Annotated in this window: 14 protein-coding genes; 9 read left to right on the top strand and 5 right to left on the bottom strand. The window is 60.5% G+C overall.

Annotation, left to right across the window (positions count from 1 at the left end; genetic code table 11):
• Nucleotides 1-395: 395 nt before the first annotated feature.
• Nucleotides 396-1,838 (bottom strand): adenylosuccinate lyase, encoded by a 1,443-nt coding sequence (gene purB, locus AB0O97_RS02635; protein ID WP_363879591.1) that lies wholly within the window; start codon nucleotides 1,836-1,838, stop codon nucleotides 396-398.
• 160 nt (nucleotides 1,839-1,998) lie between these two features.
• On the opposite strand from purB, the gene AB0O97_RS02630 reads away from it, so the two are divergent.
• Complete coding sequence (locus tag AB0O97_RS02630; RefSeq protein ID WP_363879588.1) at nucleotides 1,999-2,382, top strand: hypothetical protein; 384 nt, start codon at nucleotides 1,999-2,001, stop codon at nucleotides 2,380-2,382.
• A gap of 25 nt (nucleotides 2,383-2,407) precedes the next feature.
• Nucleotides 2,408-4,066 (top strand): hypothetical protein, encoded by a 1,659-nt coding sequence (locus tag AB0O97_RS02625; RefSeq protein ID WP_363879585.1) that lies wholly within the window; start codon nucleotides 2,408-2,410, stop codon nucleotides 4,064-4,066.
• Here the strand turns inward: AB0O97_RS02625 and AB0O97_RS02620 are convergent.
• Nucleotides 4,011-4,439, bottom strand: coding sequence for a phage holin family protein (locus tag AB0O97_RS02620; protein WP_363879679.1), 429 nt, complete (start codon nucleotides 4,437-4,439; stop codon nucleotides 4,011-4,013). The genes AB0O97_RS02625 and AB0O97_RS02620 overlap by 56 nt on opposite strands.
• Nucleotides 4,440-4,660: 221 nt before the next feature.
• On the opposite strand from AB0O97_RS02620, the gene AB0O97_RS02615 reads away from it, so the two are divergent.
• From AB0O97_RS02615 to AB0O97_RS02600, 4 genes are all read left to right on the top strand, one after another.
• Nucleotides 4,661-5,782, top strand: coding sequence for a histidinol-phosphate transaminase (locus AB0O97_RS02615; protein WP_363879582.1), 1,122 nt, complete (start codon nucleotides 4,661-4,663; stop codon nucleotides 5,780-5,782).
• Nucleotides 5,783-5,946: 164 nt separating this feature from the next.
• Entirely contained in the window at nucleotides 5,947-7,224 is a 1,278-nt protein-coding gene (pdhA, locus tag AB0O97_RS02610) for a pyruvate dehydrogenase (acetyl-transferring) E1 component subunit alpha (RefSeq protein ID WP_363879579.1), read from the top strand.
• Nucleotides 7,221-8,195: an alpha-ketoacid dehydrogenase subunit beta gene (locus tag AB0O97_RS02605; RefSeq protein ID WP_363879576.1), complete on the top strand. Its 975-nt coding sequence runs from the start codon at nucleotides 7,221-7,223 to the stop codon at nucleotides 8,193-8,195. Before pdhA ends, AB0O97_RS02605 begins: the two co-directional genes overlap by 4 nt.
• 11 nt (nucleotides 8,196-8,206) lie before the next feature.
• The gene (locus AB0O97_RS02600) at nucleotides 8,207-9,679 is read left to right on the top strand and encodes a dihydrolipoamide acetyltransferase family protein (RefSeq protein ID WP_363879573.1); all 1,473 of its coding nucleotides are present in this window, start codon (nucleotides 8,207-8,209) and stop codon (nucleotides 9,677-9,679) included.
• Nucleotides 9,680-9,820: 141 nt separating this feature from the next.
• Here the strand turns inward: AB0O97_RS02600 and AB0O97_RS02595 are convergent, their stop codons facing one another.
• Nucleotides 9,821-11,134, bottom strand: coding sequence for a PLP-dependent aminotransferase family protein (locus tag AB0O97_RS02595; RefSeq protein WP_363879570.1), 1,314 nt, complete (start codon nucleotides 11,132-11,134; stop codon nucleotides 9,821-9,823).
• A gap of 59 nt (nucleotides 11,135-11,193) precedes the next feature.
• Complete coding sequence (locus AB0O97_RS02590) at nucleotides 11,194-11,586, bottom strand: GerMN domain-containing protein (protein WP_363879567.1); 393 nt, start codon at nucleotides 11,584-11,586, stop codon at nucleotides 11,194-11,196.
• Here AB0O97_RS02590 and AB0O97_RS02585 point away from each other — a divergent pair.
• On the top strand, nucleotides 11,570-11,932 hold the full coding sequence (locus tag AB0O97_RS02585; protein ID WP_363879564.1) for a hypothetical protein: 363 nt from the start codon (nucleotides 11,570-11,572) through the stop codon (nucleotides 11,930-11,932). The two genes, AB0O97_RS02590 and AB0O97_RS02585, sit on opposite strands and share 17 nt — an antisense overlap.
• A 129-nt stretch (nucleotides 11,933-12,061) precedes the next feature.
• Here AB0O97_RS02585 and AB0O97_RS02580 read toward each other — a convergent pair whose 3' ends face one another.
• Nucleotides 12,062-12,439, bottom strand: a complete 378-nt coding sequence (locus tag AB0O97_RS02580; RefSeq protein WP_363843786.1) for a helix-turn-helix domain-containing protein — start codon at nucleotides 12,437-12,439, stop codon at nucleotides 12,062-12,064.
• A 36-nt stretch (nucleotides 12,440-12,475) separates the two neighbouring features.
• Between AB0O97_RS02580 and AB0O97_RS02575 the strand changes: the two genes are divergently transcribed.
• Together AB0O97_RS02575 and AB0O97_RS02570 are read left to right on the top strand one after the other, a co-directional pair.
• The gene (locus tag AB0O97_RS02575) at nucleotides 12,476-13,510 is read left to right on the top strand and encodes a Gfo/Idh/MocA family oxidoreductase (protein WP_363879561.1); all 1,035 of its coding nucleotides are present in this window, start codon (nucleotides 12,476-12,478) and stop codon (nucleotides 13,508-13,510) included.
• Nucleotides 13,511-13,584: 74 nt separating this feature from the next.
• On the top strand, nucleotides 13,585-14,859 hold the full coding sequence (locus AB0O97_RS02570) for an MFS transporter (protein ID WP_363879558.1): 1,275 nt from the start codon (nucleotides 13,585-13,587) through the stop codon (nucleotides 14,857-14,859).
• Nucleotides 14,860-14,928: the final 69 nt, after the last annotated feature.

Here is a 14,928-nt window from a genome sequence, read left to right as displayed (position 1 = left end):
AATAATGCTCCGCGTGCCATCAAGCTTGGTGAGCGCTTAAAGTACCTGGGCATCAGTGGTGACGCGCAACTGCTCCAAGCCGGGGTGGTTGCCAATTCGAACATCTGGGAGGTGGAACGCTGCCCTGATTGTGGCGTTCCCGCGGGAGCACCCAATTGTTACGGCGTGCGAAAGGGATCCACTCAGCCCTGTGAACTGTGGACCTGGCGCCGATACGCCACAGCAGAACGACTAGATGACTGGTTGGACCGCCGCTACTGAGGGCGGCGCTGCCCAGGACGTCGCTGCTCAGGGTGGCGCTGCCGGGATGAAAAAGAAAGCGGCACCCGAGCTGCGCCTGATGCGCAAGCCGGGTGCCGCCGTCGAACATTCCCTGAGTGGGAACTGTTGGAAGGTTACTTGTTCAGGTGATCCACCAGAGACTCGGCGATGCCGATGTACTTGCCCGGGGTCAGATCCAGCAAGCGCTGCTGGGCGTCGGCGGACAGGCCCAAGCCGGAGACGAATTCCTGCATGCGGTTGGCGTCCACGCGGTGGCCGCGGGTCAGGTCCTTGAGACGCTCGTAAGGGTCTTCCATGCCTTCGACGCCGGCGATGGCCTCAGCGCGCATGACCATCTGGATGGCCTCGGCGAGTACTTCCCAGTTATGGTCCAGATCGTAGGCCAGAACGGCTTCGGCGGTATCCAGACGGCCCAGGCCACCCAGAACGTTGTTGATGGCCAGCAGGGAGTGACCAAAAGCGACACCGATGTTGCGCTGGCTGGAGGAGTCGGTGAGGTCACGCTGCCAACGGCTGGTGACCAGTGTTGCACCCAAAGTGTCGAGCAGGGCGTTGGAGATTTCCAGATTTGCTTCAGCGTTTTCGAAGCGGATCGGGTTGACCTTGTGCGGCATGGTCGAGGAACCCGTGGCGCCCGGAACCGGGATCTGCGCGAAGTAGCCGATGGAGATGTAGCTCCATACATCCGTGCAGAGGTTGTGCAGAATGCGGTTGAAGCGTGCCATATCGGCGTAGAGCTCGGCCTGCCAGTCGTGGGATTCAATCTGGGTGGTCAACGGGTTCCAGGTCAGGCCCAGGCCCTCGACGAAGTTCTTGGCAACGTCTTCCCAGTTGGCTTCCGGGACGGAGGCATAATGTGCGGCGTAGGTTCCGGTGGCGCCGTTGATCTTACCCAGGAATTCGGTCTTGGCAATGCGGTCCAACTGACGGGTCAGGCGGAAAGCCGTGACAGCCAGCTCCTTGCCCAAAGTGGTGGGGGTTGCGGGCTGGCCGTGCGTGCGTGAGAGCATCGGGACGGCACGGTTTTCCTCCGCCATCTCAGCGATTTTTGCTACGAGCGCGCGTGCGGCGGGAAGCCAAGCATCCTCAACGGCGCCCTTAACACCAACGGCGTAGGAGAGGTTGTTGATGTCTTCGCTGGTGCAGCCAAAGTGAACCAGCGGCTTCAGGCGCTCCAGGCCCAGTGCGGCAAGGTGGTTACCGATGAAGTACTCCACAGCCTTGACGTCGTGGACCGTAACCTTTTCAATGTCGGCCAGTTCCTTGACGGATTCTGCATCAAATTCGGTCACGATGGCGCGCAGGCCAGCCTGCTGATCTGCAGTCAACGGCTCCGTGCCGGGCAAGACGTTGTTGTTGGTCAGGTGGATAAACCACTCAACTTCAACAGCTACGCGATCGCGGTTCAGGGCAGCTTCAGAAAGGTAGTCAACCAGAGGTGCGACGGCGCTGGAGTAACGGCCATCAAGGGGCCCCAAAGCGATGCGGTCGGAGGAAGCGGCCAATGACTTGCGGCCGGAAGGGATGCGGGCTGTGGCATTTGCGGAATCAGACATGGCCTAATTCTTTCATGAACCGCCAATTCCTCCACAGTGGGGGCTCCCATCTGGACAAGCCACAATCCGGGGCAGCGGTGTGGTGCGAACTTTAGCTGGCATTCTAGGGTGGCTTTCAGAGCGGTGTCACGAGCACGTGCTAGGGAAGGTGGTGCAGCACATGGCAGGAGAAGGAGCCTTCCAAGCCGCTGCTGGACCACGCTTTGGGCCGGCACCAGAAGCCGTAGCTGCCATGGCCCTGCGGCTCGCTGGAATCTGCCAGGAAATGGCGTCCTTGCGGTTGCAATTGGCCCAGGTAACACTGGTGAACTGGAAATCCCCGGCCGCTGCTGCCTTCCGAGAGGAGCTTGCCGAACGAGATCTAGTTATGACCGCCGCTATTCGTGCCATTGAAAGAGCAGTTACTGAGGTCGACGCCTATGGGCGTTTTCTAAGCAGCAAACCCAGCAACCTCATTACTCCAACGGAATGCCTAAACCCAGCTTTTCAGTGGCAGCCTCGCCCAGCCTATGGTGGCACGGCGGGAGGGCCGTTTCAGTGGTGAACCATATTATGGCAAAGGGGCTGACATGAGCGACTGGCGAGGGGATGGGACCGAGTTCACCGTTGCGGGCGGCCTCAACTCCATCAGTTACGTGCTGGAGGAGATCGCGGCTGCCGGACACGCGGTGGGCATGCTGTCCGAGCGTATGGGTCAGCTTATTGACACCCTCGAGTCTGAAGGTAACTGGCTAAGCCGAGCCGCGGTAGGGGCACTGCCTTATCCCTACGGTCCGCTGGCCGCCGTACGTAACGCGGTGTGGATTGCTGGGCGGGGAAAAGAGGAGATAGCTAACTTCGCCCAAAAAGCACGCCGGGCAGGTGAAAACTATGCGGATGTTGAAGCCCGCAATGCTGCGCTCATAGCCCGGATAAATCGACTTTCTGCCCTTCACAAGGGTTTGAACACCTGGCTTCTGGGTCCGTTGGCGCCCCTCCAGTTTATCTTCGATGCGGCAGCATTGTCGCGGCAACCAGGCATGGGGCTGCGCGACTTGACGGAAAAGATACTCAATGACGGTGGTGCTTACGGGGCAGGTCTGCTGGGTCCAGGCGCCGGGGTGTTGTATCTGCTGTCCCAGCTCCGCAGGCAGAACCTCGGCGCCTCAGGTGTCCAGCCAGCATTCATGCTTCGGAAGGCCTTTGATGGAACGGGACTGGCTCGGCCAGGCCAGGTGGCGGTTCGGGCGGTTCCGGTACGGGACTGGGACCCCACAGACCCCTACTACCCGCCGGGCCACGCATCGTACGCAGACGGTGTGCCATGGAAAGTGGAAGCCAGTATTGAGGGCCTTTTGGCTGGCACTGCCGATGCCTACAAATACCCGCCTGGGTCCATCGGGGTAGTACGGATTGAACGTCCCGACGGCAGCAACGCGTGGATAGTGCACCTTCCCGGAACTGAAGACTGGTCCACGGTTGACAGTAAAAATCCCTTTGACATGGAAGGTAATTTGGAGGGCTTGACGGCGGCCCAGCGAGAAGCTTTCCAGCAGCAGGAAGTGGTGGTGCAAGAACTTATTAAGGAAGCGCTGCGAGCCTCAGGTGCTTTACCGGGAGATGACGTGCTCCTCACCGGGCACAGTGGCGGCGGCATCCACGCTGCTGCGGCAGCGGCAGATCCGGCATTCTTGACGGAAGTCAATGTGAAGATGATTATTATTGCCGGATCCCCGGCCAAAAACGCCGCCGTCCATGAGGGGACGTCGGTGCTAGATCTACAGAATGAGCACGACATCGTCACTGCCGCCGACTTTGGCCCACCAGCGGCGGCACCCAATTGGGTGACAGCGACATCGCACCGCCCGCCCTCGGGGAATGGCTCGGATTTGGGCGAAGTGATACAGGAAGCTCACGCCATAGAGAACTACCTAAAGGATGCTGCCACGCTTGATCAGTCTCAGGACCCTGCGGTCGAAGAATCCCGGGAGATCCTCAGAACAATTATGGGAGCCGGGGGCGCAGGTGCGGCTGTCGCCGGGACCAAGTGGGTGTATCAGGGGAGCGACGTCAACTCTCAGCCTGAAACCAAAGCTCAACCCAAATCCAAACCCAATCCAACGATCGATCGTGCCAAGAAGGCAGGCATGGGCGGATCGTTCAACACTGGCACTCGCCAGCAACCGCTGATTCCTAGCGTCGGGACTTCGATTTTCCCAAGTTCCCCGTCAGCAAGGAAACAACGCTGATGATCAAGGCGGCCAGAATGGCTGTCCAGAAGAAGTTATCAATGGTGAACTGCACCGGTGTGTAACTGCTGAGCCAGGCCGTCAGTGACAACATGGCAGCATTGATAACGATGGTGAACAAGCCCAGAGTCAAGATGGTCACTGGCAGCGACAGTAACTTCACAATCGGTTTCACCAAGGCATTGACCACACCAAAAACCAAACCAATAAACAAATATCCCAACGCCGTGTTGACGGTATCGGCCGTGCCTGATCGTCCGCCCAGATTGGAATCGAGAACTGACGTGGAGGCAATCTGCATGCCGGGCAGGATCCAGCTGGCGATCCACAGGGCAACGGCATTGATCACAACTTGAATGACGATTCTTCGCATGGCTCCATAGTTCCACAGTCCAGCGTCTGTGGCATGCGTCAACCATCCACACTTCACCCCCGGGTCTCGCTCCGCTCGCCCGGGGCCCCTCGACCATTAGCGCCTAATGTCCTCCCCGGGTCTCGCTCCGCTCGCCCGGGGCCCCTCGACCATTAGCGCCTAATGTCCTCCCCGGGTCTCGCTCCGCTCGCCCGGGGCCCCTCGGCCATTAGGCTTAGCTCATGACCGAGATTAATAGTCCTGCAAAGTCAGCTGTACGGCCCCGTCCTGCGGTGGACCGCTTGCCAAAGTATGTTGCGGGGAAGCCGCCGGTGGATATCCCCGGTTTGGAAAGCTTCAAATTGTCGTCCAACGAGAATCCCCTGGGTCCCGTTCCGGCCGTTATGGAAGTCTTGCGTAATGCGGTGGATATACACCGGTATCCGGACTCGGGCAGCGCCCGCTTGTGCGCAGCCCTCGGCGAGTTCCTTGACGTGCCAGCGAGTGACATTGTTCCCGGTGCTGGAAGCCTCGGCGCACTGAACCAGATTCTGGCGGCCTTCGCAGGCCAGAATGACAACGGCGTCCAGGATGAGGTCCTCTACGCTTGGCGTTCATTCGAGGCTTACCCCATCTGTGTAGGTCTCGCGGGAGCAAAAAGTGTCCAGATTCCAGTACGCGCCGATGGCAGCCACGACCTACACGCCATGGCCGCCGCTGTCACGGAGAACACGAAGGTGGTGCTGCTGTGCACCCCGAACAATCCGACAGGGCCGGCCCTGGGCGCCGCGGAAACCGAAGAGTTCATCCGAACCGTTCCACGCGACGTAGTCGTTGTTATTGATGAGGCCTACCAAGAATTCGTACGGGCAGGGGACGCTGTCAATGGCGTGGATCTCTACCGCAAGTACCCCAACGTCATGGTCCTGCGGACATTCTCCAAGGCGCATGGACTGGCCGGCTTGCGCGTTGGATACTCGCTCTCGCAGCCCGAGATCACCCCGCATGTGCGCGCAGCAGCGACACCGTTTGCTGTCTCTGGAATCGGGGAGTCGGCCGCGATCGCCTCGATGGAAAACTACAGCCAAGTTGTGGAAAGAGTACAAAGTCTGGTGGATGAACGCAATCGCGTTATGGCTGGTCTGAAGGATCTGGGCTGGGACATTCCAGACGCCCAAGGTAACTTTGTGTGGCTGGCACTGGGAAGCAACAGCCAAGAATTTGCGGCGTTGGCGCAGAGCCAAGCGCTCTCGGTGCGTGCCTTTGGCGATGAAGGCGTCCGGGTCAGCATCGGCGAGGTGGCGGCGAACACCCGATTCCTTGAAATCTGTGCGTCCTATACAAAAGAGCCACGACGTTCCTAGCGGTTAACAAAGGCAGTATTTGCCGGGCTGTACCGATACAGTTGTAAATCGAAAACGTATATATATGCGCACCATGGAATACATTCCGTAAGCGGCATATATCGGTACCAACGAGTCGACGCGGGGCGGTTGAAGTCCTGGGATTCGGCAGACGAGGAGACAGCATGGGCGCCGCCCAGCAAGCTGACACAGGCACATCAGAAACAGGTGCCCAGGCATCGACGCGCCCGCAGGCAGGAAACCAGGCAGGAAGCCAAGCAACTGTCCAACCGCCGGTCCCAGCAGGGGAATCCGCAGGCGTGCTGCGCAACACCGGAGTTGGCCCGGATGAGGCGGTCCAGCTCCTTGATGAGCATGGCGGCGCCCATCACGATGCCACCTTCAGTCCGTACATCGAGAGGCTGGACCCGGAAGTTCTGCGTGGTTTCTACCGCGACATGGCTACCGTGCGTCGCTTCGACACCGAAGCTACGGCACTTCAGAGGCAAGGCGAACTTGCCATGTGGGTCCCTGTTATCGGTCAGGAAGCTGCGCAAATTGGTTCCGGCAGCGCCTTGAACAAGGCCGACTACGCGTTCCCCACCTACCGTGAACACGGCGTAGCATTGACGCGTGGCTTGGATCTGGCAGATCTACTCAAACTTTTCCGTGGCGTGACCAATGGCGGCTGGGATCCTCGCGAGACCAACTTCCACCTCTACACGCTGGTCTTGGCTGCGCAGACGCTGCACGCCGTGGGGTACGCCATGGGAATCTCACGCGATCTGGTGGCCGACCCCACCACCGAGCCAGCCGCCGTCGTAGCTTACTTTGGTGACGGGGCCAGCAGCGAGGGTGACGTCCACGAGTCCATGGTCTTCGCCGCTTCCTACGACGCCCCCGTGGTGTTCTTCTGCCAGAACAACAACTGGGCCATCTCCGTCCCGTTTGAAGTTCAGTCCAAGGTTCCGCTGGTCAACCGTGCCGCAGGGTACGGGATTCCCGGTATTCGCGTTGACGGCAATGACGTTTTGGCCGTGTACGCCGTGACCCAGTGGGCGCTCGATCATGCCCGCAACGGCCACGGCCCTGTATTCATCGAGGCCTCCACCTACCGCGTCGGCGCGCACACCACGGCGGATGATCCCACCAAGTACCGGATGAGTGCCGAAGAAGAGCTGTGGAAAACACGGGATCCGCTGGCACGTCTGGAAACCTACCTACGCGCCGAGAACTTGGCCGATGACGCCTTCTTTGCGCAGGTGAAGAACGACGGCGACGAGCTGGCTGCCCATGTACGTCGCGCCACGCTGGCGTTGGGTGGCGCGGATATCCGCCACAAGTTCGCCACGGTTTACGCCGAGGCCCACCCGCTCGTGGCCGAGGAATTGGCCTGGTTTGAAAACTATGAGGCGTCCTTTGCTGACGTTGACACTGACAACGGACAAGGCGGTGCCGCATGAACACAATGACCATTGCCAAGGCCATCAATGAAGGCCTCCGCGCCACGCTTAGCAAGGACCCCAAGAGCTTCCTCATGGGTGAGGATATTGGTGCTCTCGGCGGCGTTTACCGCATCACCGAAGGTCTGCAAAAGGAATTTGGCACCCACCGCGTCATGGACACCCCGCTGGCCGAATCCGGGATTATCGGTACGGCACTGGGCATGGCACTGCGCGGACACCGCCCCATCTGCGAGATCCAGTTCGACGGCTTTGTGTTCCCGGCCTTCAACCAGATCACCACACAGCTGGCCAAGATCCGGACCCGCTCCGACGGCCAACTCAGCGCCCCTGTGGTCATCCGCATTCCCTACGGCGGTGGCATCGGCTCCATTGAGCACCACTCCGAATCCCCGGAAGCTCTCTTTGCTCACACGGCGGGACTGCGCATCATCACCCCGTCCAACGCCAACGACGCCTACTGGATGATCCAGCAAGCCGTTGAATGCAAAGATCCCGTGATCGTCTTTGAACCCAAGCGCCGCTACTGGTCCAAGGGTGAAGTGGACACCGAGAACAGCCCGGGCGATCCGTTCAAGGCCCATGTGGTGCGTGAAGGTACTGATGCGACCTTGGTGGCTTACGGCCCACTGGTCCCGGTGGCTTTGGCAGCCGCCAACGCCGCTGCCGAAGACGGACACAGCGTGGAAGTCATTGACCTGCGTTCCATCTCACCGATCGACTTTGACACCGTTGAAGCCTCCGTCAACAAGACCGGACGTTTGGTAGTGGCCCACGAGGCCCCCACCTTCGGCGGCATTGGCGGCGAAATCGCCTCGCGCATCAGCGAACGCTGCTTCTACTCGTTGGAGGCCCCGGCCATCCGCGTCGGTGGATTCCACATGCCCTACCCCATAGCCCGCGTGGAAGAGCACTACCTGCCGGACATTGACCGCATGCTGGAGGCGTTGGAACTCGCCTTCGCATACTAGGAAGGCCCACCATGTCTACCCTGAACTTCTTCAAGCTGCCCGACGTCGGCGAGGGCCTGACCGAGGCCGAGATCGTCTCCTGGAAGGTCAAGTTGGGCGATGTTGTCGCCGTCAATGATGTCCTCGTGGAGATTGAAACAGCCAAGTCACTGGTGGAACTACCCTCGCCCTACGCCGGCCTAGTGGCTCAGCTGATGGTTGCTGAGGGTGAAACGGTGGATGTGGGAACGCCCATCATCGCCATCGGTTCCGACGTTTCGGGGGCTGCCGGGCCTGCGCCTGTTCCTCAGGCCCCCGCCGCACCTGAGGAAGAAGCGCCCAAGCCGCTGGTTGGTTCTGGCCCCAAGGCCGACGCCGTCAAGCGCCGACCGCGGATCAGCTCACCCGCCGCCGTGCCCACCCGAGCAGCCGCCCCAGCGCCAGTTGCGCCTGTTGCCTCTGTTGTTACTCCGGTGGAGCCGGCCTCAGTCGCTCCTGCCGCACCGCAGGCAACTGCGCCCGCAACGCCCGCCGTAACGAGCGCACCTACGCAAGAGACGGCGTCGAGCATCATCACTAAAGCGGCAGCAACAGCTGGCCGCATGGTGGCACGGGCTAACCGCGCGCTGGCCAAGCCGCCGGTCCGCAAGGCCGCTAAGGACATGGGCATCGACCTGAACGAGGTTTCCGCCACCGGGCTGCGCGGCGAGGTCACTAAAAAGGACCTCCTCAGCTACCAGGACCAGCGCACAGCCGAGCACGACGGCGCCGGAACGTTCTGGGCGCCCGCCACTGGCACCGGGCTCGAGGATGATCCGCGCATTGAACGGATCAAGGTCAAGGGGGTGCGCAAGGCAACGGCCAAGGCCATGGTTGAGAGTGCTTTTTCCGCGCCGCACGTGAGCATTTTTGTTGACGTTGACGCGTCGCGCACCATGGAATTCGTCAAGCGGCTGAAGGTCTCACGCGACTTCGAGGGCATCAAGGTTTCGCCACTGCTGATCCTAGCCAAGGCCGTGATTTGGGCTGCAGCGCGTAACCCCTCCGTCAACGCGACGTGGACCGGTGAAGAGATCATCATCAAGCACTTCATGAATCTAGGCATTGCCGCCGCCACCCCGCGCGGACTCATGGTGCCGAACATCAAGGATGCGCAGAACCTCTCATTGAAGGAACTGGCCATTGCGCTAAACTCTCTCGCCACGACGGCTCGGGCCGGTAAGACGTCGCCGGCTGACATGCGCGGAGGCTCACTGACCGTCACCAACATCGGCGCGCTGGGCATCGATACCGGAACGCCCATCATCAACCCGGGTGAGGTTGCGATCGTTGCGTTCGGTACCATCAAGCAAAAGCCGTGGGTACTGGACGGGGAAGTCATCCCGCGCTGGATCACAACACTGGGCGGATCCTTCGATCACCGCGTAGTGGACGGAGACCTGTCGGCGCGCTTCATGGCTGACGTTGCCGCCATTATGGAAGAGCCCGCGCTACTGCTGGACTAGCCGCTACGTAAAAGCGCTGGTGCTTGACGTTTTCGCTATGGTTCAAACCACCGCGAAACCGTCAAACGCCAGCGCTTTTTGTGTTTTTGCTGCTCCGCTGCGCTGCTACTACGCTGCTACTACGCTGCTACTGCACAGCCACTACACCGCCGCGATGGCCTCGGCCAAAACCGGGGCCAGTCGCTTGACACCTTCGCGCAAAGTTTCGGGAGGTACGGCGCTGAAAGCCAAGCGCAGCTTGTTACTGGGACCGGCCGTGGCGGTGAATGCGGCGCCCGGAACAAAAACAACTCCGGCAGCGATCCCTTGATGCAGCAACGGGTACGTGTCGATGCCCTCGGGCAGGGTCAACCAAACAAAGAAGCCACCCTCGGGGCGGGTCCATGAGACGCCTTCTGGCATGAATTCTTCCAATGCCGCCAGCAGTGCGGCGCATCGTTCGGCATACAGGGCGCGGTAGGTGCTGATCTGTCCCTGCCAGTCGTAGTTGGCTAGGTAGTCACTCACCAAGAGCTGGTTGAAGGTGGGTGGGCACAGGGTCACGGCCTCGCTGGCCAGGTAGTAGCGCTGCTTGAGGTGGGCCGGAACCAGTGCCCAGCCAATGCGCAGTCCCGGGGCGAAGATTTTGGAGAACGAGCCAAGGTACAGCACGTCGTCTGGGTTGGCCGCGCGCAGGGGCTCCGGCAGAACGCCGTCGAACTTCAGGAGACCATAGGGGTTGTCCTCCAGCACCAAAATATTCGATTCGCGGCATATGTCCACGATCTCTTGACGGCGCTCCGGAGCCAGCATGACGCCCGAGGGGTTGTTGAAGTTGGGGATGGTGTAGAGCAGTTTGATGGTCTTGCCAGCAGCCTGCAACGCTGAGATCCGCTCACGCAGCAATGACGGAATGATGCCCTGCTCGTCGCCAATGACCGGCTGGACATCAACTTCATAGGCTTCGAAGGTGTTCAGGGCGCCCACATACGTAGGGTCCTCGAGTAGAATCACGTCGCCGGGATTGCAGAAAACTTTTGCAGCTACGTCCTGCGCGGACTGTGAACCCGCGGTGATGACCACATTCTCAGGATCCGCATCCAAAATGCCCTCAGCGGCCATGACCTGGCAAATCTGGGTTCGGAGCTCCAGCGTCCCCTGACCGCCGCCATACTGCAGCGCTTCCAAGCCGTGCTCGGCAATGATGGACGCGGCGGTGGCAGCCAGCCTCTCCAGAGGCAACGACTGCAGGTATGGGTTTCCGCCGGCCAGGGAGACAAGTCCGGGCTGCATGGAAATCTCAAAAACATCGCGCACGGCCGACTGCTTGATATTGGCAGCCCGCGCCGAGAGCAGCACCTCGTGTCGGTGCGGCGGGACAGGTTGGCTTTCCGCGCTGGCCCGGTTCAAGGCATCGACGGCTTCTTCGGACAGGGATTCGGCGGCGGCGTTGGCGCTCGAGGCTGGAGTATTCACGTGCTCAGGATATAACCAAAGTTGCTAAATAGGCATCAAAAGTTTTTCAAACTGGTGGGCTATTTCAAACTCAACGCTTCGCTCAACGTCTTCCCGTTGATAGTTATGGCCACGGGCGTGCCTGCTGCCTGCTGTGCCGTGAGTAGTAGCTGCTGTTCCAAGCGGGGAATGTCGCATTCGCCAGCCAGACTCATGGTGCCACTCAAATGTGCCGTGACGGTGGTTCCGGTCCTGTCAACAGAGTCTACGCTGAGCCGGGAATCTGAGAGTGCGTTCCGGAGGCCCGACTGGCCAATGTGCGCCGCATGGTTGCTGAGCAGTGTTCGCAGGGCGCCTTCTATAGGGTCGGTGTAGGTGATGGTTTGGCTGGAGACCGCCACGGCGCTGTCCCCGCAGCCCACCATGGGTCCGGAAATTCCGGCGTCCCCTTCGGCAATGAAGAACAGGGTCACCGAAGCCGAAGTAGGTATGACGGTGGGTGCGGGCTGGTCCGACGGCGGAGGCTGGCTTGCGCTCGCCCCGCCACTAGGTGTTGTGGCTGGCAGTGTTGTGGTGGTGCTTGGTGCGGTGGCCCCTGGCACCGCCGATGTTGGAGCGGGTGGTGTTGGAACGGGCGATGTTACAGCCGTGGAAGGCATTGGTGATGTTGTTGGGTTGCTCGGATGGGTGGAGCAGCTGCCCAGAATGAAGGCCGCGCCGGTTAGCAGTGCCAAGAATGAAATTCTGCCGGTGCTACGCATGGCTGCCTCCGTATGTTCATTCAGGCGACCGCATGGTGTGGCCGCATGTCCCAGTTAACCTAAGCTATGGCCGAATGTGGTGGCGCGAAAGGGTGGCGGGGCAAAGGGTGTTCAACCGTGATCACATCGCCGCACGGTCACGGTGCCATTCACTATTGTCACGGGGTGTCCAGCATTGATGCGATTGTTACTCGGTGGTTGCACTCTTTTGTTGGGCCAGCCAGGCGGTGATGTCTTGGCGGCGGATTCGCCGATGCGAGCCGCGGTACTCAGCGGCGATCTCGCCACGGTCGGTGAGGTTACGCAAAAAGGTGTGGGAGATGCCAGCCAACTCGGCAGCTTGGGAGGTGGTGAGCAGATCCGCGATGCTAGCCACTGACACGGCGTCCCCGCGGGAGAGCCGCTGTAGGACATCGAGCACTGCCTCCCGGGCGCCGGCGTCGAGGCGGTGTGCGGTCCCGTCCACGAACACTGTGACGTCATCGCTGTCCGCAAGGGTGCGCGCCAGCGAGGCTTGTTGTGCCGGTTCTAGCGGGGACGTAATTTTGGGAGCGTGGAAGGTCATGCAACACATGCTAGCCCGGACTGTAGGGTGTGATCCATGACGCAAATAATCCGCACCGCGGTCCTCGGTTACGGCTTGGCGGGAAGTGTCTTCCACGCCCCTCCCATTGCGGCTCTGGAACAGTTCAGTCTGGATGTCATTGTGACCTCGGATCCAGCGCGTCAGGTCGCGGCGCAGTTGGCATACCCCGGGGCCCGCATACTCTCTCGCGACGAATGGGAGAGGGACGCCAGCTATGGTGAGCTTGACCTAGTGGTAGTGGGAACTCCACCGGCCACCCACGCGCCTTTGGCGGCCAAAGCACTAGGTGCCGGATGCGCCGTGGTGGTGGACAAGCCGTTTGCGCTCTCCAGTGTGGAAGGTGAGGCCTTGATCGATCTGGCGCAGGAGAAGGGCCAACTCCTCACCACGTACCAGAATCGGCGGTGGGACGGGGAGTACCTGACCCTGCAGAACTTACTTGCCGAGGGTGCACTGGGTGAGGTTCGGCGCTTTGAATCCCGGCTTGAGCGCTGGCAGCCCACCATTACCAAGGCGTGGAAGGCGCAGGCCACTGTGAAGGACGGTGGCGGGATCTTGTTCGATTTGGGCTCACATCTCATTGACCAGGCGCTGCAGCTCTTTGGTCCCGTGACTCGTGTGCATGGAGAACTGGCCGCACGCCGTCCAGCGGAACTGGCGGAAGACGATGCCTTCGTGGCCTTGGAACATACCAGCGGGGTGATCTCGCACTTGTGGATGAACCTCAACGCCACCCACAAGGGGCCGCGGTTGCGCGTTTCGGGCTCCAATGCGGCCTATATCAAGCAGGATGGGGACATGCAAGAAGCTCAGATTCAGGCTGGTGTGCTCCCCACCGACCCTCAGTACGGCGTGGAATCCCCGGAACAATGGGGCACTTTGTGGCGGGACGGGCGGAGCAGCGCCGTACCAACGGTGCCGGGTAATTTTTCACGTTTCCACGAGCTCCTCGCCGAAGCAATTCTCCATGGTGGTCCGGTCCCAGTGGATCCAGCCGATTCCGTGGAAGGGTTGCGAATTATCGAAGCAGTTCGTCGTACCGCCTCGTAAGCTAGGACGCCACGTAGGCTAGGACAGAAAAATAGGCCAGCAAGAGGCAGTATTACCGGAAAGGCAGCTCGATTGTGAGTTTCGAAGAAGCCAAGGCGCAGGTAACGCCGGTGCACGGCAGCGCGGCATTGGCTGAGCCGAGCATCAATGTCCGGCATCGATGGACGGCCTCGATCGTGCTGGTCAACGTGGGTATCAATGCCGCGTTCTTCGGCCCCATCCAGGTTCTGCTGGGACAGCAGGCCATGCATTTCAACGCCGATGAGAAGGAAGGCATTCTGGCCCTGGTGACGGGCGCCGGTGCCGCGGTTTCCTTGGTGGCGAATCCGCTGTTCGGGACGTTCAGCGACAGGACCACCTCACGGTTTGGCCGGCGGGTGCCTTGGGTTTTTATCGGTGCACTCTTGGGCACCATTGGCCTCGTGGGATTGGCAGGAGCACCGGGCGTCGCGGCCATGACACTGCTCTGGTGCTTGGTGCAACTAGGTTGCAACGGGGCGCTCGCAGCCACCACGGCCGCCATCCCGGACCAGGTTCCCGTACGTCAGCGTGGCAGTATTGGTGGCTTGGCATCCATGGGAACCGTGTTGGGTATCCTCATGGGCGCAGCCATTGGCGCCGTGGTTTCCGGGAACTTCTCACTGGGCTTCATCATCTGTGCCGTAGGCCTGGTGGTGGGCATGGTGCCGTACTTGTTCTTCGCCAACGACCCCGTGCTGGATGCAAAGGATAAACCCGCGTTCACATGGTTGAACTTCGTGTCCGGGTTCTGGATCTCGCCCCGGCTTTACCCTGACTTCGCCTGGGCCTGGATTACCCGCTTCCTGGTCAATGTGGGCAATCATCTAGTTACGCTCTATCTGCTGTTTTTCCTCACCGACTCCGTGCGCCACGAGGATCCGGCCTTCGGTGTCTTGGTGCTCACCGGAATTTACGCAGTCTTGACGCTGATCACTGCCGTGATTGGCGGGCGCTGGACCGACAAGGTGGGTAAGCGCAAGCCCTTTGTCATTGCTTCATCGGCGATTATCGCCTTGGCCGCATTGATTCTGGCGTTCTTCCCCACCTGGATCGGGGCACTTTCCGGAGCCGCAGTTCTGGGCATTGGTTACGGCGTGTATTTGGCAGTGGATTTCGCTCTTCTCACCCAGGTACTGCCGTCGTCCGCCAACCGGGGGAAGGATATGGGCGTCATCAATGTGGCGAACTCACTGCCGCAGGTCATTGCGCCCATCATCGCGTGGCCGCTGGTCACTCTCCTTGGTGGCTATGTGACTCTCTATGTGGCAGCCGCCGTGATCGGACTGCTTGGTGCGGTATTTGTCGTCAAGATCAAGGGTGTCGACTAGAGGAAGCGCATCGAGTGACACAGAATCTAGTGACACAGTGTCGTTAAGACCTTGACAGAGTGTCACTAT

Origin of the sequence: Specibacter sp. NPDC078692 (assembly GCF_040686835.1) — a bacterium.
Lineage (GTDB): Bacteria > Actinomycetota > Actinomycetes > Actinomycetales > Micrococcaceae > Specibacter.
This window is presented reverse-complemented; position numbering and strand designations above follow the sequence as displayed.

Coding starts and splice junctions, on each gene's coding strand:
- purB (WP_363879591.1), bottom strand. CDS start 1,838: ATGTCTGATTCCGCAAATGCCACAGCCCGCATCCCTTCCGGCCGCAAG.
- AB0O97_RS02630 (WP_363879588.1), top strand. CDS start 1,999: ATGGCAGGAGAAGGAGCCTTCCAAGCCGCTGCTGGACCACGCTTTGGG.
- AB0O97_RS02625 (WP_363879585.1), top strand. CDS start 2,408: ATGAGCGACTGGCGAGGGGATGGGACCGAGTTCACCGTTGCGGGCGGC.
- AB0O97_RS02620 (WP_363879679.1), bottom strand. CDS start 4,439: ATGCGAAGAATCGTCATTCAAGTTGTGATCAATGCCGTTGCCCTGTGG.
- AB0O97_RS02615 (WP_363879582.1), top strand. CDS start 4,661: ATGACCGAGATTAATAGTCCTGCAAAGTCAGCTGTACGGCCCCGTCCT.
- pdhA (WP_363879579.1), top strand. CDS start 5,947: ATGGGCGCCGCCCAGCAAGCTGACACAGGCACATCAGAAACAGGTGCC.
- AB0O97_RS02605 (WP_363879576.1), top strand. CDS start 7,221: ATGAACACAATGACCATTGCCAAGGCCATCAATGAAGGCCTCCGCGCC.
- AB0O97_RS02600 (WP_363879573.1), top strand. CDS start 8,207: ATGTCTACCCTGAACTTCTTCAAGCTGCCCGACGTCGGCGAGGGCCTG.
- AB0O97_RS02585 (WP_363879564.1), top strand. CDS start 11,570: ATGAAGAACAGGGTCACCGAAGCCGAAGTAGGTATGACGGTGGGTGCG.
- AB0O97_RS02580 (WP_363843786.1), bottom strand. CDS start 12,439: ATGACCTTCCACGCTCCCAAAATTACGTCCCCGCTAGAACCGGCACAA.
- AB0O97_RS02575 (WP_363879561.1), top strand. CDS start 12,476: ATGACGCAAATAATCCGCACCGCGGTCCTCGGTTACGGCTTGGCGGGA.